This window comes from Pseudomonas sp. ANT_H4 (assembly GCF_008369295.1).
In the GTDB taxonomy this organism is placed as follows: domain Bacteria; phylum Pseudomonadota; class Gammaproteobacteria; order Pseudomonadales; family Pseudomonadaceae; genus Aquipseudomonas.
The window spans coordinates 35,661-57,238 of record NZ_VOBG01000002.1; the positions used below are offsets into that span (position 1 = coordinate 35,661).

Below are 21,578 nucleotides of genomic sequence, written 5' to 3' on the forward strand. Positions count from 1 at the left end.
GGGTAATCGACGGGTGTTCCCTAGTTTGGCTGTGGGGCCTGACGTGAGGAACCTTCTGAGTGGACTTCGACGCACGGTGTTGGAGGCTGCTTCATCACTCAGAACTGGCCGTAAATGTTACTTTTTTTTCCTGGGGATTACATTCGGTGTTTTGCGTCACGCTGCAGGCGCTCAGAGCGTCTTGGGCGTTCGGGTTAAAACAGACCGGTTTTCACTGCCGTCATCACGGCAGCCATCTTGTTACTGACCCCCAGTTTTTTCATCGAACTGCTGATATGAAAACCGACGGTACGTTTGGATAGGCACAAAATAGTAGCGATATCCGCTGCGGTCTTGCCCAGCGCTGACCATTGCAGGACTTCGGTTTCCCGTGATGTCAGCTTTGTGGGTGGATGAACGCGGGGGTTGGTCGAGTATTTTTGCGCCACCACCGTATGCAAGGCATGACAAAGCCAGAGGACTTGCCCGGCTTTGTCATAAAGCTCCTCCGGGCTTACAGGGCGTTCGCTGCGCCCCAGGCTTAGCATGCTGAAAACTCCCTGAAAATCATGGACGGGTTGGGTCCACCCGAAATTCAGACCGTAGGATTGCGCATGAACCCATAAGTCGGGAGCGCTGGAGAAGGTTTTTTCTTCCCAAACAACAGGTAGCACGCTGTGTTTGCAGTGGGAAATAATAGGGTCCATGTCGAAGTAGTTTTGTTGTTTGTAAAGTTGATTCCACTCATCTGGATAGTTATTGATAAAAATGGGTTTTGTTTGATTTTGTGGTAATTGAGAACTCATGCTAAAAGCACAGTATTGGAAGCCGAGTTCAAAGGTAATGTTAAGGGCTGCTTCAAACATGCTGGTTATTTCGTTCTCACCTTTCAGTTTGGGGAGACGGGTGTTGCGCCAATTGAGCATCGGTAACTCTCCTTGAGTATTGCTGTAGCTTGGGTACGTCCTAGACCCCAATGAGGCACGAAAATGAGTGTAGGGCATATCCTGCGAAGCGAAATAAAAGATTCGCTATCTTCAGTGGAGGCTTATGCGTTTTTTAAATGCGGTGCGTTAGTAGGCTTTACAAGTACTCGTCAGGAAATGGCGATTTTTTTTGATTTTTAATGAGTTACCGTTGCTCTCATTAGAATGGCAGGTGCCATGTAATAGCGCTCTTGTAACTTGCTCAATAGCTAAATGATTGGTGCAAAACTAAATTGCCACTACTGAGTGTTTTCTGCGCAAGGTGAAAATGACAGCATGGCTACTTTTGTCTCTGGGCGATGCCATTACAAACCACCGGTGTTTCCACGGGTCACTTTGAGGGACACTAGGGTCATCTGTGAAACGGAGTCCCTCATGACGGCCAGTGCTGAAAAATACACACGCCAGACCCTTCTCGATGTGCAGTCGCTGACCCCCAGCCTGTTTACCCTGCGTACCACCCGAGACCCAGGCTTTCGCTTTCGGGCTGGCCAGTTCGTCCGCCTGGGCGTGACCAAGGCCGATGGCAGTATCGTGTGGCGTGCCTACTCTGTGGCGTCTTCGCCCTTTGACGAACACCTCGATTTCTTCTCCATTGTGGTGCCTGGTGGCGAGTTCACCAGCGAACTGAGCCGACTGCGCGAGGGCGATATCTTGCTGGTGGAGCGTCAGGCCACCGGTTTCCTGACCCTGGACCGCTTTGTCGATGGCCGCGATCTGTGGTTGCTGGGTACCGGCACCGGAGTCGCGCCGTTCCTGTCGATCCTGCAGGACTTTGAAGTCTGGGAGAAGTTCGAGCGGATTATCTTGGTCTACAGCGCCCGGGAGGCCAGGGAGCTGGCCTATCAGTCACTGATCAAGGAGCTGGGCGAGCGCGAGTACCTAGTGGAGCATGCCCATAAGCTCACCTATATTCCCATCGTCACTCGTGAGCAGCATACGGGGGCGCTGAATGGGCGGATCACTGCGCTGATCGAGAATGGCGAGCTGGAGCGTGCGGCCGGCGTCGATCTGACACCGGAGCATTCGCGGGTAATGATTTGCGGCAACCCGCAGATGATCGATGACACACGCCAGTTGCTTAAACAGCGGGACATGCAGTTGAGCCTGACCCGGCGGCCGGGGCAGGTGGCGGTGGAAAACTACTGGTAAAAAAACGGCGCCTGATAAAGGCGCCGTTTTTTCGCCCGCCGATTACTCGGGCTTGCTGTTCTGTGCCTTGAGTAGATCGCGGATCTCCCCCAGCAGCTCTTCTTCCTTGGTCGGTACCGGCGGCAGGCTAGGTGCCACGGCCTCCTCGCGTTTGAGGCGGTTGATGGCCTTAACGCCCATGAAGATCGCAAACGCCACAATCACGAAGTCGATCATGCTCTGGATAAACTTGCCATAGGCAAGGACCACTGCCGGGATGTCGCCCTGCGCGGCCTTGAGTGTCACGGCCAGATCACCGAAGTCCACGCCACCGATCAACAGACCGATAGGGGGCATCACCACGTCGCCTACAAAGGAGGAAACAATTTTGCCGAAGGCGGCGCCGATGATAATACCGACGGCCATATCGACCACATTACCTTTGACCGCGAAGGCCTTGAACTCATTTATCACGCCCATAGGTTATTCCTTGTTACAGATGAGGAGGGTAGAACCCAGTGTAAGTCAGTCCTGCACGGCTTGCGCGACACAACTGTTAACAGTGTTCGTTGTAATCGACACATTAAATCGTAAATAGTTTGCAAAGTGCCATCAATCGCGTGCGGAATACCCGCAATTTCAGTGCCTTACCACGCTATTTTTTCAATCGACCTGGTATGGTTTTTCTATTTATCTTCTGACTCTATGGTCACTAGCCTCTGGCAAGCACAACTGAATGTGCATTAAAAAACCAGAGGAAACCTTGATGAAAAACCCTATTAATCGCGGGCCTATTACTGCACGTCACGTGCTGTTCATAGTGACCGCCAGCCTGCTTTCGCTATCCGTACAAGCGGCCAACTTGACCCGCGATAATGGCGCTGCAGTAGGCGACAACCAGAACTCGCAAACTGCCGGCGCCACTGGCCCGGTGCTGCTGCAAGACGTGCAACTGATCCAGAAGCTGCAGCGTTTTGACCGTGAGCGTATTCCTGAGCGTGTCGTCCATGCCCGTGGCACTGGCGCCCACGGTACTTTCACCGTTATCGATAACCTCAGCGACCTGACCAAGGCTAAAGTTTTTGCCGCTGGTGAAGCCACCCCGGTGTTCGTGCGCTTCTCGGCTGTAGTACACGGCAACCACTCCCCGGAAACCTTGCGCGACCCTCGCGGCTTCGCCACCAAGTTCTATACCGCCGAAGGTAACTGGGACTTGGTAGGCAACAACTTCCCGACGTTTTTTATCCGCGATGCCATCAAGTTTCCGGACATGGTTCACGCCTTCAAACCAGACCCACGCACTAACCTGGACGATGACTCCCGTCGTTTCGACTTTTTCTCCCATGTTCCAGAGTCCACCCGCACCCTGACCGAGTTGTACTCCAACTCCGGAACCCCGGCCAGTTACCGGGAAATGGACGGCAACGGTGTACACGCCTACAAGTTGATCAATGCCAAGGGCGAAGTGCACTACGTCAAGTTCCACTGGAAGAGCCAGCAGGGCATCAAGAACCTTGAGCCCAAGCAGGTTGGCGAAGTCCAGGGTCGTGACTACAGCCATATGACCAATGACTTGGTCACGCATATCAATAAAGGCGACTTCCCCAAGTGGGATTTGTACGTGCAAGTGCTCAAACCGCAAGACCTCGCCAAGTTTGACTTCGATCCATTGGACGCCACCAAGATCTGGCCGAATGTTCCTGAGCGCAAAGTTGGGCAAATGGTCTTGAATCGTAACCCGGCCAACGTCTTCCAGGAAACCGAACAAGTAGCCATGGCCCCGGCCAATCTGGTACCGGGCATCGAGCCGTCGGAAGATCGTCTGCTGCAAGGCCGAGTGTTCTCCTACGCCGATACGCAAATGTACCGCCTGGGCGCCAATGCCTTGCAACTGCCGATCAATGCTCCACGGGTCACCGTCAACAACGGTAACCAGGATGGCGCGATGAACTTCGGCAAAAGCACCAGCGGCGTGAACTACCAGCCAAGCCGCCTGCTGCCACGGGAAGAGCCGCAAAGTGCGCGCTATAGCCAGATGGCGCTGTCAGGAACGACCCAGCAGGCGAAGATCCAGCGTGAGCAGAACTTCAAGCAGGCTGGTGATTTGTACCGTTCCTTCAGCAAGAAAGAGCGTCAGGACTTGATCGACAATTTCGGCGGCTCCCTGGCCACCACTGATGACGTGAGCAAGCACATCATCTTGTCGTTCCTCTACAAGGCTGACCCCGAGTACGGCACCGGCGTGGCCAAGGTCGCCAAGGGTGATCTGGCTCGCGTTAAGACATTGGCTGAGAAGCTGACCGACTAACCCGTTGTTTTGCTCCCCCTAGCCTCGTTCTACTCGGCAACTGCTACGGGGGGCATTACGTTACGAGGAGAGACTCCATGCGTATCTACATCGGTTTGCTGATGATATTGCTGGCATTTGCCGCACATGCCGAGCCGCCAGGCCCGGCGGCGGTCAAGGCGCAACTGCAGGATTACTACTTCGATGCCGCCCGCCGGGGCGACGTGGAAATGCTCGATACCTTTATTGAAGCCGGCTACTCCCTGAATACGGTCGACGAAAAGGGCTACACCGCGCTGATTCTCGCCGCCTACCACGGGCAAGGCCCTGCGGTGGACCGACTATTGGCGGTCGGCGCCGATGCCTGCGCCCAGGACAAGCGTGGCAACACCGCGCTAATGGGGGCGATTTTCAAGGGTGAACTGAAAATTGCCCAGCGTTTGCTGGCCACCGACTGTAACCCCGACCAGCGCAACGGCGCCGGCCAGACGGCGGCCATGTATGCGGGACTGTTCAAGCGGGTTGAACTGCTGGATGAACTGAAAGCTAAGGGCGCCGACCTGAACGCCGAAGACCCGGTCGGTAACAGCGCTTCACGGTTGGCCAGTGGTGAAATCCGTACCGCCGAGCCGCGCTGAGCTATCATCGCGTTTTTTCGGTTGGAGGTTCTCGGATGGCAAAGGCCAAGCGCATGTACGGCTGCACAGAGTGCGGCGCGACCTTTCCCAAGTGGGCCGGCCAGTGCGGTGAATGCGGCGCGTGGAACACCCTCACCGAAACCATGGTGGAAAGCGGTGGTGCTGCGCCTCCCAGCGGCCGTTCCGGCTGGACCGGGCAGCAGACCCAGATCAAGACCCTGGCCGAAGTCAGCGTCGAAGAGATCCCACGCTTCTCCACCGCTTCCGGCGAGCTGGACCGGGTGCTCGGTGGTGGCTTGGTGGACGGCTCGGTGGTGCTGATCGGCGGTGATCCGGGGATCGGCAAATCCACCATTCTGCTGCAAACCCTGTGCAGCATCGCCAGCCGCATGTCGGCGCTGTACGTCACCGGCGAAGAATCTCAGCAACAAGTGGCCATGCGCGCCCGTCGCCTGGGCTTACCTCAGGACAAGCTGCGGGTGATGACCGAAACCTGCATCGAAAGCATCATCGCCACCGCCCGCCTGGAAAAGCCCAAGGTCATGGTGATCGACTCGATCCAGACGATTTTCACTGAGCAACTGCAATCGGCGCCGGGTGGCGTATCCCAGGTTCGGGAAAGTGCCGCGCTGCTGGTGCGTTACGCGAAACAGAGCGGCACGGCGATTTTCCTGGTGGGGCATGTGACCAAAGAGGGCGCACTGGCCGGCCCACGGGTGCTGGAACACATGGTGGATACCGTGCTGTATTTCGAGGGTGAATCCGACGGTCGTTTACGTCTGCTACGGGCAGTGAAAAACCGTTTCGGTGCGGTCAACGAACTGGGTGTCTTCGCCATGACCGACCGGGGGCTAAAAGAAGTCTCCAACCCTTCGGCGATCTTTCTCACACGGGCTCAGGAGGAAGTCCCCGGCAGTGTGGTGATGGCAACGTGGGAAGGCACTCGGCCGATGCTGGTGGAAGTCCAGGCCTTGGTGGATGACAGCCACTTGGCCAATCCGCGTCGTGTCACGTTGGGTCTGGATCAAAATCGTCTGGCCATGTTACTGGCGGTGCTGCACCGCCATGGCGGCATTCCGACCCATGACCAGGATGTGTTTCTCAACGTGGTGGGCGGGGTCAAGGTGTTGGAAACCGCGTCCGACCTGGCATTGATGGCGGCGGTGATGTCCAGCCTGCGCAATCGACCTTTGCCCCATGATTTGCTGGTATTTGGTGAGATCGGTTTGTCGGGTGAAGTGCGCCCGGTACCCAGTGGCCAGGAGCGCTTGAAAGAAGCCGCCAAGCACGGCTTCAAGCGGGCCATCGTGCCCAAAGGCAATGCGCCAAAGGAATCGCCGCCGGGGTTGCAGGTGATTGGGGTAACGCGCCTGGAACAAGCGCTGGATGCGTTATTTGAGTAACCCGCAACACCACAAAATACTCGCTCCTACAACGGATCCAGCAACGCGGCCAACTCCCGCTCAAGCTCTTCCTGGTCGCCGAGGTTCAGCTCGATCAGTCGCCTCAGGTGGCTGATCGAGTCGAGGTCGATGTGTTCGCAGACGAACCCCAACTGCCCATGATCGTCATGGCTCAGGCGCACCTGCATTTTCACGTCGGTATCCTTGTCCAGATGAATATCGACATCGAATGGTTCGTCGCCATGGCCAAGCCAGGGTTCAGGCCGCTGCACCAGCAGGCCCTTGAGCGATAAATCCACTAACTGCACCGACCAAACCCGTCCGTTCTGCCCAAGCTCGGTTCTGGCATCGAAGGCAATCCGCCGGAAACGGCGTCGATCTGACGGCTGGTCGCTCATGGTGAAACCCTCTGGATATACGGGGATTGTAGCCCTGCGCCATTATGGCGCGGTTATTTTTGCTTTTTTCGTCCCTGCAAGGCTCTAGAACAACGTAAGGGGGGTGGCCTTTAGAGCCGGGCGCGCTAAACTCGCGATGGCTGTCTTTCTGTCCAACCTGGCTGGAATATCTAAATGAAAAATAATAATAGCCTGCTACGCCATCTACCTTGGCTGGTGCTGGCAATTGTAGGAGCATGCGCCCTGGGCGTAGTGGCCTTACGCCGCGGCGAGGCGATCAACGCCTTGTGGATTGTGGTTGCGGCAGTGGCCATTTATCTGGTGGCTTACCGTTACTACAGTTTGTTCATCGCTAACCACGTAATGCAACTCGATCCACTGCGGGCCACCCCCGCCGTGGTCAACAACGACGGTCTGGACTATGTGCCGACCAACAAACACATTCTTTTCGGTCACCACTTCGCGGCGATTGCCGGCGCAGGGCCTTTGGTCGGCCCGGTATTGGCGGCGCAGATGGGCTATCTGCCCGGTACGCTATGGCTGATTGCTGGCGTAGTTCTGGCGGGTGCGGTACAGGATTTCATGATCCTGTTCCTTTCCACGCGTCGCAACGGCCGTTCCCTGGGGGACATGGTCCGCGAAGAAATGGGCCGCATTCCCGGGACCATCGCGCTGTTTGGCTGCTTCCTGATCATGATCATCATCCTCGCGGTGCTGGCGCTGATCGTGGTCAAGGCCCTGGCCGAAAGCCCGTGGGGCATCTTCACGGTAATGGCGACTATCCCGATCGCGATGTTCATGGGCATTTACATGCGCTACATCCGTCCGGGCCGCATTGGTGAAATCTCGGTCATCGGCGTGCTGTTGCTGCTGGGTTCGATTTGGCTGGGCGGGCAGATTGCTGCTGATCCAGTGTGGGCCAAGGCCTTCACCTTCAACGGGATTCAGATTACCGGGATGCTGATCGGCTACGGCTTCGTCGCAGCGGTACTGCCGGTGTGGCTGATCCTCGCGCCGCGTGACTACCTTTCTACCTTCCTGAAGATCGGTACCATCATCGCCCTGGCGATTGGCATCCTGGTCACCATGCCTGACCTGAAAATGCCGGCGTTGACCCAGTTCATCGATGGCACTGGCCCGGTGTGGAAGGGCGGTCTGTTCCCGTTCCTGTTCATCACCATTGCCTGTGGCGCAGTCTCGGGTTTCCACGCGCTGATCTCCTCGGGCACCACGCCCAAGTTGCTGGCAAATGAAGCTCATTCCCGCTATATCGGTTACGGCGGCATGTTGATGGAGTCGTTCGTGGCCATCATGGCCATGGTTGCCGCTTCGGTGATCGAGCCAGGCGTGTACTTCGCCATGAACAGCCCGGCTGCGATTGTCGGCTCTGACGTGGTGACCGTTGCGCAAACCGTCAGCAGCTGGGGTTTTGCAATTACTCCGGAAGCGCTGCAGGCGGTGGCCAAGGACATCGGTGAAACCACCATCCTGGCCCGTGCCGGCGGTGCGCCGACCCTGGCGGTCGGTATTGCGCAGATCCTGCACAGTGTCCTGCCGGGTGAAAACACCATGGCGTTCTGGTACCACTTTGCAATCCTGTTCGAAGCGCTGTTCATCCTTACCGCTGTAGACGCCGGCACCCGTGCCGGGCGCTTCATGCTCCAGGATTTGCTCGGCTCCTTCGTGCCGGCCCTCAAGCGTACCGAGTCGTGGACCGCTAACCTGATCGCCACCGCAGGCTGCGTGGCGATGTGGGGTTACTTGCTGTATCAGGGCGTAATCGATCCGCTGGGTGGCATCAACACCTTGTGGCCGCTGTTCGGCATCTCCAACCAGATGCTCGCCGGTATCGCGCTGATGCTCGCCACCGTTGTGCTGATCAAAATGAAGCGCCAGCGCTACATCTGGGTGACCATGTTGCCAGCGATCTGGTTGCTGATTTGCACCACCGCCGCGGGCTTCATCAAGCTGTTCGACGCCAACCCGGCGATTGGCTTCCTGGCGCTGGCCAAGAAGTACAGTGATGCGTTGGCAAACGGTCAAATCCTGGCTCCGGCCAAGAACATCGACCAGATGCAACACGTGATCTGGAACGCTTACACCAACGCAACGCTGACGGTACTGTTCCTGTTCGTGGTGTTCAGCATCCTGTTCTATGCGCTCAAGGTCGGTATTGCCGCCTGGGGCAACAAGGAACGCACGGATAAAGAATCGCCATTCCAGGCCGTACCGGACGCGTGATAGAGGATTGCAATCATGTTCAATGACCTGAGTCGCCTCGGTAAATACCTCGGTCAGGCCGCGCGCCTGATGGTCGGCATGCCCGACTACGACAACTATGTCGAGCATATGCAAACCAAACACCCGGACAAGCCGATGATGGACTACGAGGCGTTCTTCCGGGAACGCCAGGAAGCCCGTTACGGCGGCAAGGGTGGGCCAAAGTGCTGTTGACCTGCTAGCCAGGTCCGGTGGGAGCCCCTGTAAATGGGCTCCCATTTTTATTTCTGTGTATTGAAGGAGAATCGCGTTTTGTCCTCTCCCATCCCCGTCACCATCCTCAGTGGCTTTCTCGGCGCTGGCAAAACCACCTTGTTGCGCCACCTGCTCAAGGCCGAACACGGCTTGAAAATCGCCGTGATCGAAAACGAATTCAGTGACGCCGGTATCGACACCCAGCTATTGGGCAGCGAGCCGGTGCAAGTCATGACCCTGTCCAACGGCTGCGTGTGCTGCACCATCCACACCGACCTGACCAAGGCCCTCTACCTGTTGCTCGAACGCCTGGACAGCGGCGAGATCGCCTTCGATCGGCTGGTGATCGAATGCACCGGCCTGGCCGATCCGGCACCCGTGGCCCAGACCTTTTTCATCGATGAAGAACTGCGCGAGCGCTACATCCTCGACGGCATCATCACCCTGGTGGACGCGGCCCACGCCGAGCACCATCTCACCCAAACCATCGCCCAGGCGCAGATCGGTTTTGCCGACCGCCTGCTGGTGAGCAAGCGCGACCTGGTGGACGATGCCACCTTCGACGCCCTCAGCGAACGCCTGACCCGCATCAACCGCCGCGCGCCGATTCGCGTCGTGGAACACGGCAAGATCGACCTGGCTGAACTGCTGGATGTGCGCGGTTTCAATCTCAACGCCGGCATGAGTTTGCGCCCGGTGAGCAAGGCACCCTCCATCGATCGAATCTCCAGCCTGGTGCTACGCACCGATCAGCCGCTGGATATCGATAAGCTCAGCGAGTTCATGAACGAGCTGTTGGAAGATCATGGCAAGCAGTTGCTGCGTTACAAGGGCGTGCTGAACATCGCCGGGGAGGAACGGCGCATGGTCTTTCAGGGCGTGCTGAAGCTCTACGGGTTCGACTGGGACACCGAGTGGGCGGAAGGCGAAGCGCGAGAAAGTGTGATTGTGTTTATTGCTGACGAATTGCCGGAAGAGAAGATTCGCGCGGGTTTCCAGCGAATCTATCAGGCATAAGAAAGCCCACTTGTAGGAGCGAGCTTGCTCGCGAAGAACTCATAGGCACCGCGTGCATCCAGGATGCACGCGTTATCGTTGACGTTTTTCGCGAGCAAGCTCGCTCCTACAGTGGGCTTTTCAATCAAGCAACTGCAATCAAGCGCCGTATACCGGCAGCTTCTTGCAGATGGCCTTGACCTTCTCACGAACAGAATCAATCACGGCTGTGTTGGAAAGGTCCGCCAGGATGTCGCAGATCCAGCCAGCCAGTTCCTTGCACTCAGCCTCTTTGAAGCCACGAGTGGTCACCGCTGGGGTGCCGAAGCGCAGGCCCGAGGTGACGAACGGCGAACGTGGGTCGTTTGGCACCGAGTTCTTGTTCACGGTGATAAACGCCTTGCCCAGAGCTGCGTCAGCGTCTTTACCTGAGATGTCCTGCTTGATCAGCGACAGCAGGAACAGGTGGTTCTCAGTACCGCCGGAGACCACGTCAAAACCACGCTCGATGAACACGCCAGCCATGGCCTTGGCGTTTTTCACCACTTGTTGCTGGTAGGTCTTGAACTCAGGCTGCAGTGCTTCCTTGAAGCAGATCGCCTTGGCCGCAATCACGTGTTCCAGCGGGCCGCCCTGGGAACCCGGGAATACGGCGGAGTTCAGCTTCTTCTCGATGTCGGTGTTGGCGCGAGCCAGAATCAGGCCGCCACGTGGACCGCGCAGGGTCTTGTGGGTGGTGGTGGTCACCACGTCAGCGAAAGGTACCGGGTTCGGGTAGACGCCAGCGGCGACCAGACCGGCCACGTGGGCCATGTCGACGAACAGGTAAGCGCCAACCTTGTCGGCGATTTCACGGAAGCGTGGGAAATCGAGGATCTGCGAGTAGGCAGAGAAACCGGCCACGATCATTTTTGGCTTGTGCTCGACTGCCAGGCGCTCGACTTCGTCGTAGTCGATCAAGCCGTTGGTGTCGATGCCATATTGAACGGCGTTGTACAGCTTGCCAGAGGAGGAAACGCTGGCGCCGTGGGTCAGGTGACCGCCGTGGGCCAGGCTCATGCCCAGGATGGTGTCGCCGGCTTGCAGCAGGGCCAGGTAAACGGCGCTGTTGGCTTGGGAACCAGCGTGGGGCTGGACGTTGGCGTAATCGGCGCCGAACAGTTCCTTGGCGCGGTCGATGGCCAGTTGCTCAACCACGTCGACGAATTCGCAGCCGCCGTAGTAACGCTTGCCCGGATAACCTTCGGCGTACTTGTTGGTCAGAACCGAACCTTGAGCCTCCATGACCGCGGGGCTGGTGTAGTTTTCCGAAGCGATCAGCTCAATGTGCTCTTCCTGGCGCACAGCTTCTTGCTCCATGGCGGCAAAGAGATCGGCGTCGTACTTGGCAATAGTCAAATCACGGCTGAACATGGCGGTCCTCATGGATCGGGGGGCAGAAAAGGAGAGCATTCTAACCCAATGGGTTTTAGATGGCATATGAAAGGACATCATGTCGCGGACAAGTGGTGTTCATCTGGGGATGGACGACTCCCTCTTTCCGGCCACTCGGCCCGTCAGATCAATCGAACACAAACAGCGCATCATTGCTGAATTGCGCCTCGAACCGATTCGCCGGCATCGGCCGGCCGAACAGATAACCTTGTACCTCATCGCAACCATGCTCACGCAGGAAGTCCAGTTGCTCATGGGTTTCCACGCCCTCGGCGATCACCGCCAGGTTCAGGCTGTGGGCCATGGCAATAATGGCCCGGGCGATCTGCGCGTCCTGCTCGCCCGACGGTAGGCCGTCGACGAAGGTGCGGTCGATTTTCAGCACGTCGATAGGGAATTGCTTGAGGTAGTTCAACGAAGAATAACCAGTTCCGAAGTCATCCACCGCGATACTCAGGCCCAGGTTTTTCAGGCTGGCGAGGATCTGCATGGCTTCGTTGACTTCACGCATCAGGATACTTTCGGTCAACTCCAGCTCCAGGCACGCTGGCGGAAGGCCGGTGTCCTTGAGGATGGTGGCGATACGCGTGCCCAACTGACCGTCGGAGAACTGCCGGGCGGAAATATTCACTGAGACCTTGGGTACCCGCACCTTGTTCTGGTGCCAAGTCTTGAGTTGGCGACAGGCTTCGCTGATCACCCAGTCGCCCACATCCACCACCAACCCCAACTCCTCCAGCACCGGAATGAAATCCCCCGGTGGTACCAGCCCGCGTCGCGGATGGCGCCAGCGCAGCAGGGCTTCGGCGCCGGTCAAACGTTTGCCATCGCCACTGAACTGCGGTTGGTAATAGAGCACGAATTCATCCTGCTCCAGAGCGTGGCGCAAGTCGCTTTCCAGTTCCAGGCGTTCCAGGGCGCTGGCGTTCATATCGGCCTGGTAGAACTGGAAGTTGTTCTTGCCCCGTTCCTTGGCGTGATACATCGCCGTGTCGGCGTTTTTCATCAGTTGGCTCAGTTCATTGCCGTCCTGAGGGCTCAGCGCGATGCCGATACTGGCCGTGACGAAAAACTCGCGGCCCTCCAGCACGAACGGCTTCACCAGGCTGGCGAGGATCTGTTCGGCCACATGGATTGCCCGGTTCAGCGCCAGCTCGCGACTGACTCGCGGTTGTAGCAACAGGGTGAACTCGTCGCCGCCCATGCGCGCGACTGTGTCGTCTTCAGCCACGCAGCCCAGCAGGCGGGTGGCCATTTCCTTGAGCATGCGGTCGCCGGCGGCGTGGCCCAGGGAATCGTTGATCGGTTTGAAGCGGTCAAGGTCGAGGAACATCAGCACCACCCACGACTTCTGCCGTTCTGCCGACTGCAACGCGGTGTGCAGGCGATCCTGGAACAGCGTGCGGTTAGGCAGGTGGGTCAGGGCGTCGTAGTAGGCCAGGCGGTGGATGCGCTGTTCGCTGGCCTTGCGCTCACTGATGTCGCTGAAGAAACACACGTAGCTGGCCAGGTCACCCTCGTCATCGAGCACGGCGGTGATGCCGACCCAGGCTGGGTAGTGCTCGCCGCTGCGGCGCTTGAGCCACACTTCACCTTCCCAGGTGCTGTGCTGGTGCAACTGCTTGAGTATGTAACGCAGGTGCGCTTCCTGTTGTTCGTCGACGGTGAGCATGTTCGGCAACTGGTCGAGGACATCCGCCACGGCATAACCGCTGACCCGGCTGAACGCCTCGTTGGCCTGCACGATGTAACCGGCTGGGTCGGTAATCAGAATCGCCGAGGTGGAGTGTTCGAAGACCGTGGCCGCCATGCGCAGGTCTTTCTCGGCGCGGCGTTGCTGGCTGATGTCGCGACCGACACCGAGAATGCCTTCGAACGCGCCGTGCTCATCCCAGACCAGTACCAGCCGCAGTTCGATTGGTACCTTGCGCCCATCGGCCCGTAGGCAATCGAACAGGAACAGTTGGGTCTGCACTTCGTTGCGCAGCTGGGCCAGGGTCTCTGGATTGTCCAGGGCGCGGCTGACCCGTTCCACCAAGGTGTAGATGCCGGTCAGTTGCTGCGGGTTGGCAATGGTCGATTGCCAGCCGTTCTTGAAAATCCACTCGACCTCATAACCCAGCACCGCATGCACCGAGGGGCTGACGTAGTTGAGGGCCAGTTTGCTGTCGGTGGAAAAAATCACATCGCTGATGCTTTCCGCCAGCATGCGGTAGCGCTGCTCGCTGTCACGCAGGGACTCGCTGGCTTCGATCTGATCGGTAATGTCCTTGGCCACGCCGATGATCCGCGTGACTTGGTCGGACTTGTCCCGCGCCAGGGCTTGTTCGCGGATATCGAACCGACGCCATTGATTATTACGGTGGCGAAAGCGCAACTGGCATTGCAGTTGGGCCAGATAGCCGGCGGCACGCTGCTGTTGGCGCAGTTCGTGATAGTGCTCGGCGTCTTCGGGGTGCAACAGGATTTCCCAGAAGTACTCGCCCATTTGCTGCAACTCGGGCTTGTTGTAGCCCAGGGTGTGCCCCAGATGGTGGTTGCTGAAAATCATCCGCTGGCTGATCACGTCCTGTACATAGAGGTGATCGGGCACGGTACGCACCACGTCCGACCAGAAGCCTTCGCGTTCCACCAGGGACAACTCGATCAGCTTGCGGCTGGTGATGTCGCTGATACTGAGGATCACCGCCTTATAGTCGTGCTGCTCTTCCGGTAGGCGCATGACCAGCCACAGATATTGTTCGTTACCTTCGACGTCGTTGAGCTGAATCTCTAGCTCAAGCTGCTTTTGCTGGGTGAGCACAGCTTCGAGCACTTGATAGCCGATGGCAGTGGTGTTCAGCGGGCAACCGTCGATTAGGCGCTCCCAGGCTTGTTCGCAGGACGCCACATTGAGCAGGCGCACGGCAACCTGGTTGACCTCGGTGATGCGCAGTTCCTTGAGCAGTTGCTGGCGTTGCTCCGGGCTGTTTTGCAGCCAGTCCTGCAGACGTTCACGGGTCTGCAAGTGGGCCTTGTCGAAAAACGCGCGTAAGCCGGACAGATCAAGAACGCACAAGGCCACGCCAGTGCCTTCGAAAATATCCTGGTAGCGCCGGCGGCCTTCATGGACCTGGCGCTGGCGGCGGCGCATGTTCAGCAGGACAATCACCGGGACCAGCGAGAAGGCCAGGCCCAGCAGGCATTTGCCGATAAACGCCGGCAGCAGTTGCTCCAGCATGGCGACGCGATCAAACAGACCGCGCAGTTGCCAGTCACTTTTGCTCAAGGGTGTGACCAGCACGCTTTTGTTCAGCTCGTCCGGGGTCAGCGCTGCCGCCCATTGGGCCGTCATGCCGCTGTCGCGGCTGACCACTCGGTGGTTCAGGCGGTTTTCAATGACCCACATCGGCCGCTGGCCCTGGCCATCCTGGCGGGTCAGGTTGGCCAGGTAGTTGGGTGCCAGGCGCAACGCCCAGTACATTTTGGCGCCGCCGCTGGGCTGATGCAGCAGCAGGTAAATGACTGTGCCCTCGTTGTTATTGCTCAAGTAATAAGACTGGGAATGGCTGCGCTTGACCAGTTCTGCCAGCCAGGCGCTGTCCTGGCTGTCTTTGGCGCTGTCACTGATCATCGCTCCGCTGGGGGCGAGCAGGGCGACGCTGCGTAGTTCCGGCAACGAGCGTTGCAGAGTGCGCATCAAGGCTTGTTGCTGTTCATCGTTGCGCGGCGGCTCGACGATCGGCAGCAGATTCAGGGCGATCTGTGCGCTCAAGGCCATGTTCAGGCTGATCTGTTCGGCGAGGTCTGCGCTGTAGTCGATGGTGTACTGCTGTTGGTCCTTCTGGTTCTGCTGCAATTGATCCAGCAGTTGCCAGAACAATAATGCGAGCAGCACGAGGACCAGCGTCGCCAATGCGCCCTTGAGGGTTCCGTGCAGGGGCGCTCCCGGCGCTATATGAGCAGCGCGCAGGGGAGTTGGCGGCGTGACGTTGGACAAACTGTGATCCTGCGGTTTGGCGGGACTGGCGCGCGACGTGCACTATAAGCCGGACGCCCGGAGGGCGGCTAGCATGCCTTGTGTTGTGGCAAAGTGCCAGCCCTGCTTGGCTGGACTGCCCACCCGCATTCAGGTAGCTTTGCCGGTTACGCGAGGGCGTCCCAGCCCCAGACAATCAGGCTTTTCCCGTACGCAGGCATTGATCAACATCAACGGCCCGCGCCGCGCATGGCCTGGCACGGGCTTCGCCCGCTTAATTCATCAGTCACTGACGCTAGGTTCACCATGGCTCAATACGTCTTCACCATGCATCGGCTGAGCAAAGTTGTTCCGCCGAAGCGGGAAATCCTGAAAAACATTTCTCTGTCCTTCTTCCCGGGCGCCAAGATCGGCGTGCTCGGCCTCAACGGTTCGGGTAAATCCACGCTGTTGAAAATCATGGCTGGCGTCGACACCGAGTTCGACGGCGAAGCCCGCCCGATGCCCGAGCTGAACATCGGCTACCTGCCGCAGGAACCCATCCTGGACCCAACCAAGACCGTGCGTGAAGTGGTCGAGGAAGCGGTCAGCGTGATCAAGAACGCCCAGGCTCGCCTGGACGAGGTCTACGCCGCCTACGCCGAGCCGGATGCCGACTTCGACAAGCTGGCCGCCGAACAGGCCAAGCTCGAAGCCATCCTGCAAGCCAGTGACGGTCACAACCTGGAGCGCCAGCTGGAAGTCGCCGCCGATGCGCTGCGCCTGCCGGCGTGGGACGCCAAGGTCGAACATCTGTCCGGTGGTGAAAAGCGCCGTGTGGCCCTGTGCCGCCTGCTGCTGTCGGCCCCCGACATGTTGCTGCTCGACGAACCCACCAACCACCTGGACGCCGATTCCGTCGCCTGGCTGGAGCACTTCCTCCACGACTTCCCGGGCACCGTGGTTGCGATCACGCACGACCGGTACTTCCTGGACAACGTCGCTGGTTGGATTCTGGAACTCGACCGTGGTGCTGGTATCCCTTACGAGGGCAACTACTCCGGTTGGCTGGAAGCGAAGTCCGACCGTCTGGCCGCTGAATCCAAGCAGCAGTCGGCCCATGAAAAGGCCATGAAAGACGAGCTGGAATGGGTACGAAAAGGTGCCAAGGCGCGTCAGTCAAAATCCAAGGCCCGTCTGCAACGCTTCGAGGAAATGCAATCCCAGGAATTCCAGAAGCGCAGCGAAACCAACGAAATCTACATCCCGGCCGGCCCGCGCCTGGGTGACAAGGTTATCGAATTCAAGAACGTTTCCAAGGGTTACGGCGATCGCGTGCTGATCGACAACCTGTCGTTCTCCATGCCCAAGGGCGCCATCGTCGGCGTGATCGGCGGTAACGGTGCGGGTAAATCCACCCTGTTCCGCATGCTGATGGGCAAGGAACAACCGGATTCGGGCACCATCGAAGTCGGCGAAACCGTGCAGCTTGCCTGCGTGGATCAGAGCCGCGACGACCTCGACGGCAGCAAGACCGTGTTCCAGCAGATTTCCGACGGTTCCGACCAGATCCGCATCGGCAACTATGAAATTCCGTCGCGCACCTATGTTGGCCGTTTCAACTTCAAGGGCGGCGACCAGCAGAAGTTCGTCAAGGACCTGTCCGGTGGTGAGCGCGGTCGCTTACACCTGGCCCTGACCTTGAAAGAGGGCGGCAACGTCCTGCTGCTCGACGAACCGTCCAACGACCTCGACGTGGAAACCCTGCGTTCCCTGGAAGAAGCCCTGCTGGACTTCCCGGGCGCCGCCATTGTGATCTCTCACGATCGGTGGTTCCTTGACCGCGTGGCCACTCATATCCTGGCGTACGAAGACGACTCCCAGGCCGTGTTCTTCGAAGGCAACTACACCGAGTACGAAGCCGATCGCAAGAAACGCCTCGGCGATGCGGCTGCCCAGCCGCATCGTGTACGGCACAAAAAACTGGCCTGATTCGGGCTGGTGGTTTGAAAAAGCGGAGCCTTCGGGCTCCGTTTTTTTTGCGCGTTACGAGGCGGTATCTGTTGGTGCGCGGCTTGGAACTGCACTCCCCCTTAAGGTGCAAAAAAACCTGTAAAGCTGGGTTATTTATATTAATCGCACCATTTAAATTCAAAAAGGCGACATTTTGCGCTGTTGCGGTGCGACATGAATTGTTAAAGTCAGGCTCAAATCTCCTTTAACGACAATAAATTTGCCGAGACTTTTCATGATCGAATCCGTTGAATCCTTCCTTTCCCGCCTAAAGAAACGCGACCCGGACCAGCCGGAATTCCACCAGGCCGTGGAAGAGGTCCTGCGCAGCCTGTGGCCGTTTCTTGAAGCCAATCCCCACTACCTGACCTCGGGCATCCTGGAGCGCATTTGCGAGCCGGAGCGCGCCATTACGTTTCGGGTGTCTTGGGTCGACGATCACGGCAAGGTCCAGGTCAATCGCGGGTTCCGCATCCAGATGAACAGCGCCATCGGCCCCTACAAGGGCGGCCTGCGCTTCCATCCTTCGGTAAACCTTGGCGTGCTGAAATTCCTCGCCTTCGAACAGACCTTCAAGAACTCCCTGACCTCGCTGCCCATGGGCGGCGGCAAGGGTGGGTCGGACTTTGATCCCAAGGGCAAGAGCGACGCCGAAGTCATGCGTTTCTGCCAGGCCTTCATGAGCGAGCTGTACCGTCATATCGGCTCGGACGTGGACGTTCCGGCCGGCGACATCGGTGTCGGCGCCCGGGAAATCGGGTTTTTGTTCGGCCAATACAAACGCCTGAGCAACCAGTTCACCTCCGTGCTGACCGGCAAGGGCATGAGCTACGGCGGTAGCCTGATCCGCCCGGAAGCCACCGGCTTTGGCTGCGTGTACTTCGCTGAAGAAATGCTCAAGCGCAACGGCCAGCGCGTCGAAGGCAAGCGTGTGGCGGTCTCAGGCTCCGGCAACGTCGCCCAGTACGCGGCACGCAAGGTCATGGACCTGGGCGGCAAGGTGATTTCCCTGTCCGACTCTGAAGGCACCTTGTACTGCGAAAGCGGGTTGACCGAGGAGCAATGGTCGGCACTGCTGGAGCTGAAAAACGTCCAGCGTGGTCGTATCAGCGAGTTGGCCGAGCGCTTCGGCCTGGAATTTCGCGCGGGCAAGACCCCGTGGGAGCTTGCCTGCGACATCGCCCTGCCATGCGCGACCCAGAACGAACTGGACGCCGACGCCGCGCGCGCATTGTTGCGCAATGGCTGCCTGTGCGTGGCCGAAGGCGCCAACATGCCCACCACTCTTGAGGCTGTGGATATCTTTATCGACGCAGGCGTCCTGTTCGCCCCAGGCAAGGCTTCCAATGCTGGCGGCGTAGCGGTGAGCGGCCTGGAAATGTCGCAAAACGCCATGCGCCTGCTGTGGACCGCTGGCGAAGTGGACAGCAAGCTGCACAGCATCATGCAGTCGATCCACCACGCTTGCGTGCACTACGGCGAAGAAAATGGCCGGGTCAACTACGTCAAGGGCGCGAATATCGCCGGTTTTGTCAAAGTGGCCGATGCAATGCTGGCCCAGGGCATCGTCTAAACTTGGGGTTCGATGCGTAGGATCTCGATCAACTGATTGCCGGCGGGGCGCTTCCACAGCACCTCGTCGCCTACCTGGGCACCCAGCAACGCCCGGCCCAGAGGCGACCCCCAGTTGATCAGGCCCACGCTTGCATCGGCCTGATCCTCACCCACTAACTGAATGCGTTGCTCCGCATCCTGTTCATTGGCAAAGGTCACCCAACTGCCGATCTGCACTTTATCGGTAGAGGTCGCCGGTGCTACCACCTGGGCGCTTTGTAGACGCTGGTTGAAGTAACGCAAATCCCGCTCAAGGTCAGCCTGGCGCTGTTTGTCGGCCTGCTCGCCCTTGGCAGACTCTTCACTGTACTGGTGCTGCAAATAGGCAACCTTGGCCTGCAACTGCGCCAGCCCCTGTGCAGTGAGGTGATTGGGTTGCGCGCTGACCTGGCGTTCCACCGGTTGGCTGGCCTGGGCCGCGGCGCTGTCTTCGTTGACGAAAGCTCGACTCATGAGATTCTCCTGCTATGGAGTTTGGGCCATGGTCGCAGGGGTTAAGTTTCGATGGATGTCTGAAAGCGACCTATTGCGAGCGATAAGCCTTGGCCGCGTCACGGTCCTTCTCCTGCTGCCAGGCCCGTTCCCGCTCGTCCCAGTGGCGGTCCTTATAGTCATTGAGGTCTTCGCTCTCGCGCATGGCCTTGCACTGGCGGAAGCCGTCGTCCCAGCCTTCGGCGTATGGCCGGTCTTTCAGATAGCGTGGGACGTTCTTGCGAAACTCTCCGGTGATCACACCAGCGGCCTGGCGGGCACTGCTGCAACCGTCGTCGAAACCATCGGCAAAGGCTGGTGGATAACCCTTGGCCAGCAAATCCTCGTGGGTTGACTGGCAACCGCTCAGCAACACCAACAGGCCCAGCGCTACTGCGAACCGCCACATCTCATACTCCCTGGCCGTTGAACGGCTGTTGAGGGAAGTTTAGAAGGGGATTCGTTGGGTGGGTGTGAAAGGCGTGTGAGAAATGTGTGGGATTGAAGGGCCATCAACCCCTTGTCCTTAATCATCATCCTCGGCGGCTACGGCGAGCAATCCCCCCATCCTGTGGCGAGCGGGCTTGCCCCCTCGCCACAAGTTTTAAGTCAGGCTGCAAAGGTATGTAGATGCATGGGGCCTCTTTCCTCAGTCGTAATACCCCACCGTTTTCTTCAGGTGGTCTGAGTATTCGTAAATCTCGTCAATGGACGATATGGCATGCCGGGTTTCATTTTTTTCTTCGTCAAAAATCCCGATGTACTTCTGGCTCCGGTTGAAATGAAGCCGGCAAATCGGTTTGCGGTTATTGTCGTCCAACAATATCCCGAAGTAGCTTTGCGTATCGCGCTGCACGATTCGCTTCGCATCGACTACTGAGCGTACGACAGCCCTTACGATGTGGTACCCCTCCAGTTCTTCCAGCGTCGTTAGAACCTTATCCTCTGACTCATCGCATTCTGTAATGTCCGTGTTGGCACTGGTAGAAACAGGTAATGAGGCCATGGTCGGCTGGATAGCACCACTCATAGCTGACTTGAGTCGATCATTGATTTGGTCGTTGAGGAACTGGCTTAACGCCTTTCGGGTTAACTCGTAGAACTGCTCACGGACTTTTTGTGTGATCACTCCCTCGTACACACGAGACGCGAATACTTTGACGAAATCATCCTCAGGTTTACTGACTTGCAAGGCGATGATTTTTTTGATTTGGCTGACGTACTTCAGCTCCCCAGCTGCATTGATGATTGAATCTACGTCAAAGGCAGACTTCGTCAGCTTGGTCAGTTCTGGAACCGAGTACTCATCGATGTTCAGCAGGTCTAACTCCAAAAACGGCTTTTCGTCCATCTTGTTAGGCGCATCCAAGTCAGTAAAAAACTTGTAGACCTGACCGTTGGTGAGGATTGAGATCCTTGCGCTAGTAACGTGGAAGTATCGAAACAACTGCGATGCATGATTGATGTTTAGCGGCTCGCCGATCTTTTTGCATTCGATGAGTATTTGAACCTCACCATTCTTCATGATTGCGTAATCGATTTTTTCACCCTTTTTCGTCCCGACATCGCAGACAAATTCAGGTGTCACTTCCTGTGGGTCAAACACGTCGTAGCCCAGGACCGTGTTGATAAAAGGCATTACAAAAGCATTTTTTGTGGCTTCTTCTGTTTGAATTGCGGGGCCTTGCAAGCGGACTTTAGTCGCTAGGCTGGTGAGCTTTTCAAAAAATTCCATATGTGCCTCTTACCTATTCAGATCCGTGTATAGACGTGGTGGCAATTTGATTGCCATCCGATACTAGACACAAATCCTCAC

General features: G+C 57.9%; 17 protein-coding genes. 9 read left to right on the forward strand and 8 right to left on the reverse strand.

Annotated features, from left to right (window positions below; translation table 11 throughout):
• Nucleotides 1-194: 194 nt before the first annotated feature.
• Nucleotides 195-905: a LuxR family transcriptional regulator gene (locus FQ182_RS02755; protein ID WP_149410775.1), complete on the reverse strand. Its 711-nt coding sequence runs from the start codon at nt 903-905 to the stop codon at nt 195-197.
• 435 nt (nt 906-1,340) lie between these two features.
• On the opposite strand from FQ182_RS02755, the gene FQ182_RS02760 reads away from it, so the two are divergent.
• A complete protein-coding gene (locus FQ182_RS02760) occupies nt 1,341-2,117 on the forward strand; it encodes a ferredoxin--NADP reductase (RefSeq protein WP_149410776.1) in 777 nt (258 codons plus the stop codon).
• Between the two features lie 42 nt (nt 2,118-2,159).
• On the opposite strand, the gene mscL is transcribed toward FQ182_RS02760, so the two are convergent.
• Entirely contained in the window at nt 2,160-2,576 is a 417-nt protein-coding gene (gene mscL, locus FQ182_RS02765; RefSeq protein WP_149410777.1) for a large-conductance mechanosensitive channel protein MscL, read from the reverse strand.
• 286 nt (nt 2,577-2,862) lie between these two features.
• On the opposite strand from mscL, the gene katB reads away from it, so the two are divergent.
• The 3 genes from katB to radA all read left to right on the forward strand — a co-directional run bounded on the left by katB (nt 2,863) and on the right by radA (nt 6,424).
• The gene (gene katB / locus FQ182_RS02770; RefSeq protein ID WP_149410778.1) at nt 2,863-4,404 is read left to right on the forward strand and encodes a catalase KatB; all 1,542 of its coding nucleotides are present in this window, start codon (nt 2,863-2,865) and stop codon (nt 4,402-4,404) included.
• A gap of 77 nt (nt 4,405-4,481) precedes the next feature.
• Nucleotides 4,482-5,021, forward strand: coding sequence for an ankyrin repeat domain-containing protein (locus FQ182_RS02775; RefSeq protein WP_149410779.1), 540 nt, complete (start codon nt 4,482-4,484; stop codon nt 5,019-5,021).
• Between the two features lie 35 nt (nt 5,022-5,056).
• A complete protein-coding gene (radA, locus tag FQ182_RS02780) occupies nt 5,057-6,424 on the forward strand; it encodes a DNA repair protein RadA (RefSeq protein WP_149410780.1) in 1,368 nt (455 codons plus the stop codon).
• Between the two features lie 26 nt (nt 6,425-6,450).
• Here radA and FQ182_RS02785 read toward each other — a convergent pair whose 3' ends face one another.
• Entirely contained in the window at nt 6,451-6,822 is a 372-nt protein-coding gene (locus FQ182_RS02785; protein WP_149410781.1) for a PilZ domain-containing protein, read from the reverse strand.
• Between the two features lie 174 nt (nt 6,823-6,996).
• On the opposite strand from FQ182_RS02785, the gene FQ182_RS02790 reads away from it, so the two are divergent.
• The 3 genes from FQ182_RS02790 to yjiA are packed head-to-tail and all read left to right on the forward strand — an operon-like array spanning nt 6,997 to nt 10,314.
• Nucleotides 6,997-9,063, forward strand: coding sequence for a carbon starvation CstA family protein (locus FQ182_RS02790; protein ID WP_149410782.1), 2,067 nt, complete (start codon nt 6,997-6,999; stop codon nt 9,061-9,063).
• A 15-nt stretch (nt 9,064-9,078) separates the two neighbouring features.
• The gene (locus tag FQ182_RS02795; RefSeq protein WP_003182142.1) at nt 9,079-9,276 is read left to right on the forward strand and encodes a YbdD/YjiX family protein; all 198 of its coding nucleotides are present in this window, start codon (nt 9,079-9,081) and stop codon (nt 9,274-9,276) included.
• A gap of 33 nt (nt 9,277-9,309) precedes the next feature.
• Nucleotides 9,310-10,314, forward strand: a complete 1,005-nt coding sequence (gene yjiA / locus FQ182_RS02800; RefSeq protein WP_178114378.1) for a GTPase — start codon at nt 9,310-9,312, stop codon at nt 10,312-10,314.
• Nucleotides 10,315-10,452: 138 nt separating this feature from the next.
• Here yjiA and glyA read toward each other — a convergent pair whose 3' ends face one another.
• Together glyA and FQ182_RS02810 are read right to left on the reverse strand one after the other, a co-directional pair.
• Nucleotides 10,453-11,706 (reverse strand): serine hydroxymethyltransferase, encoded by a 1,254-nt coding sequence (gene glyA / locus FQ182_RS02805; protein ID WP_149410784.1) that lies wholly within the window; start codon nt 11,704-11,706, stop codon nt 10,453-10,455.
• Between the two features lie 148 nt (nt 11,707-11,854).
• Nucleotides 11,855-15,706 (reverse strand): bifunctional diguanylate cyclase/phosphodiesterase, encoded by a 3,852-nt coding sequence (locus FQ182_RS02810; protein WP_149410785.1) that lies wholly within the window; start codon nt 15,704-15,706, stop codon nt 11,855-11,857.
• A gap of 285 nt (nt 15,707-15,991) precedes the next feature.
• On the opposite strand from FQ182_RS02810, the gene ettA reads away from it, so the two are divergent.
• Both ettA and gdhA read left to right on the forward strand, forming a co-directional pair.
• A complete protein-coding gene (gene ettA / locus FQ182_RS02815; protein WP_133099999.1) occupies nt 15,992-17,656 on the forward strand; it encodes an energy-dependent translational throttle protein EttA in 1,665 nt (554 codons plus the stop codon).
• Nucleotides 17,657-17,912: 256 nt separating this feature from the next.
• The gene (gene gdhA, locus FQ182_RS02820; RefSeq protein ID WP_149410786.1) at nt 17,913-19,250 is read left to right on the forward strand and encodes an NADP-specific glutamate dehydrogenase; all 1,338 of its coding nucleotides are present in this window, start codon (nt 17,913-17,915) and stop codon (nt 19,248-19,250) included.
• On the opposite strand, the gene FQ182_RS02825 is transcribed toward gdhA, so the two are convergent.
• The 3 genes from FQ182_RS02825 to FQ182_RS02835 form a co-directional block, all read right to left on the reverse strand.
• A complete protein-coding gene (locus FQ182_RS02825) occupies nt 19,247-19,744 on the reverse strand; it encodes a GreA/GreB family elongation factor (RefSeq protein WP_149410787.1) in 498 nt (165 codons plus the stop codon). The two genes, gdhA and FQ182_RS02825, sit on opposite strands and share 4 nt — an antisense overlap.
• A gap of 70 nt (nt 19,745-19,814) precedes the next feature.
• Nucleotides 19,815-20,171 carry a hypothetical protein gene (locus FQ182_RS02830; protein WP_149410788.1) on the reverse strand — a complete coding sequence of 119 codons (357 nt, stop codon included), beginning with the start codon at nt 20,169-20,171 and terminating at the stop codon, nt 19,815-19,817.
• Between the two features lie 240 nt (nt 20,172-20,411).
• Nucleotides 20,412-21,497, reverse strand: coding sequence for a type I restriction endonuclease (locus FQ182_RS02835; RefSeq protein ID WP_149410789.1), 1,086 nt, complete (start codon nt 21,495-21,497; stop codon nt 20,412-20,414).
• Between the last annotated feature and the right edge of the window lie 81 nt (nt 21,498-21,578).

What these genes read in the sequence shown, in the direction of transcription:
- gdhA (WP_149410786.1), top strand. Translation starts at nt 17,913, where the DNA reads ATGATCGAATCCGTTGAATCCTTCCTTTCCCGCCTAAAGAAACGCGAC.
- FQ182_RS02785 (WP_149410781.1), bottom strand. Translation starts at nt 6,822, where the DNA reads ATGAGCGACCAGCCGTCAGATCGACGCCGTTTCCGGCGGATTGCCTTC.
- FQ182_RS02825 (WP_149410787.1), bottom strand. Translation starts at nt 19,744, where the DNA reads ATGAGTCGAGCTTTCGTCAACGAAGACAGCGCCGCGGCCCAGGCCAGC.
- FQ182_RS02755 (WP_149410775.1), bottom strand. Translation starts at nt 905, where the DNA reads ATGCTCAATTGGCGCAACACCCGTCTCCCCAAACTGAAAGGTGAGAAC.
- radA (WP_149410780.1), top strand. Translation starts at nt 5,057, where the DNA reads ATGGCAAAGGCCAAGCGCATGTACGGCTGCACAGAGTGCGGCGCGACC.
- FQ182_RS02790 (WP_149410782.1), top strand. Translation starts at nt 6,997, where the DNA reads ATGAAAAATAATAATAGCCTGCTACGCCATCTACCTTGGCTGGTGCTG.
- FQ182_RS02795 (WP_003182142.1), top strand. Translation starts at nt 9,079, where the DNA reads ATGTTCAATGACCTGAGTCGCCTCGGTAAATACCTCGGTCAGGCCGCG.
- yjiA (WP_178114378.1), top strand. Translation starts at nt 9,310, where the DNA reads ATGGGCTCCCATTTTTATTTCTGTGTATTGAAGGAGAATCGCGTTTTG.
- mscL (WP_149410777.1), bottom strand. Translation starts at nt 2,576, where the DNA reads ATGGGCGTGATAAATGAGTTCAAGGCCTTCGCGGTCAAAGGTAATGTG.
- FQ182_RS02835 (WP_149410789.1), bottom strand. Translation starts at nt 21,497, where the DNA reads ATGGAATTTTTTGAAAAGCTCACCAGCCTAGCGACTAAAGTCCGCTTG.
- FQ182_RS02830 (WP_149410788.1), bottom strand. Translation starts at nt 20,171, where the DNA reads ATGTGGCGGTTCGCAGTAGCGCTGGGCCTGTTGGTGTTGCTGAGCGGT.
- FQ182_RS02775 (WP_149410779.1), top strand. Translation starts at nt 4,482, where the DNA reads ATGCGTATCTACATCGGTTTGCTGATGATATTGCTGGCATTTGCCGCA.
- katB (WP_149410778.1), top strand. Translation starts at nt 2,863, where the DNA reads ATGAAAAACCCTATTAATCGCGGGCCTATTACTGCACGTCACGTGCTG.
- FQ182_RS02760 (WP_149410776.1), top strand. Translation starts at nt 1,341, where the DNA reads ATGACGGCCAGTGCTGAAAAATACACACGCCAGACCCTTCTCGATGTG.
- ettA (WP_133099999.1), top strand. Translation starts at nt 15,992, where the DNA reads ATGGCTCAATACGTCTTCACCATGCATCGGCTGAGCAAAGTTGTTCCG.
- glyA (WP_149410784.1), bottom strand. Translation starts at nt 11,706, where the DNA reads ATGTTCAGCCGTGATTTGACTATTGCCAAGTACGACGCCGATCTCTTT.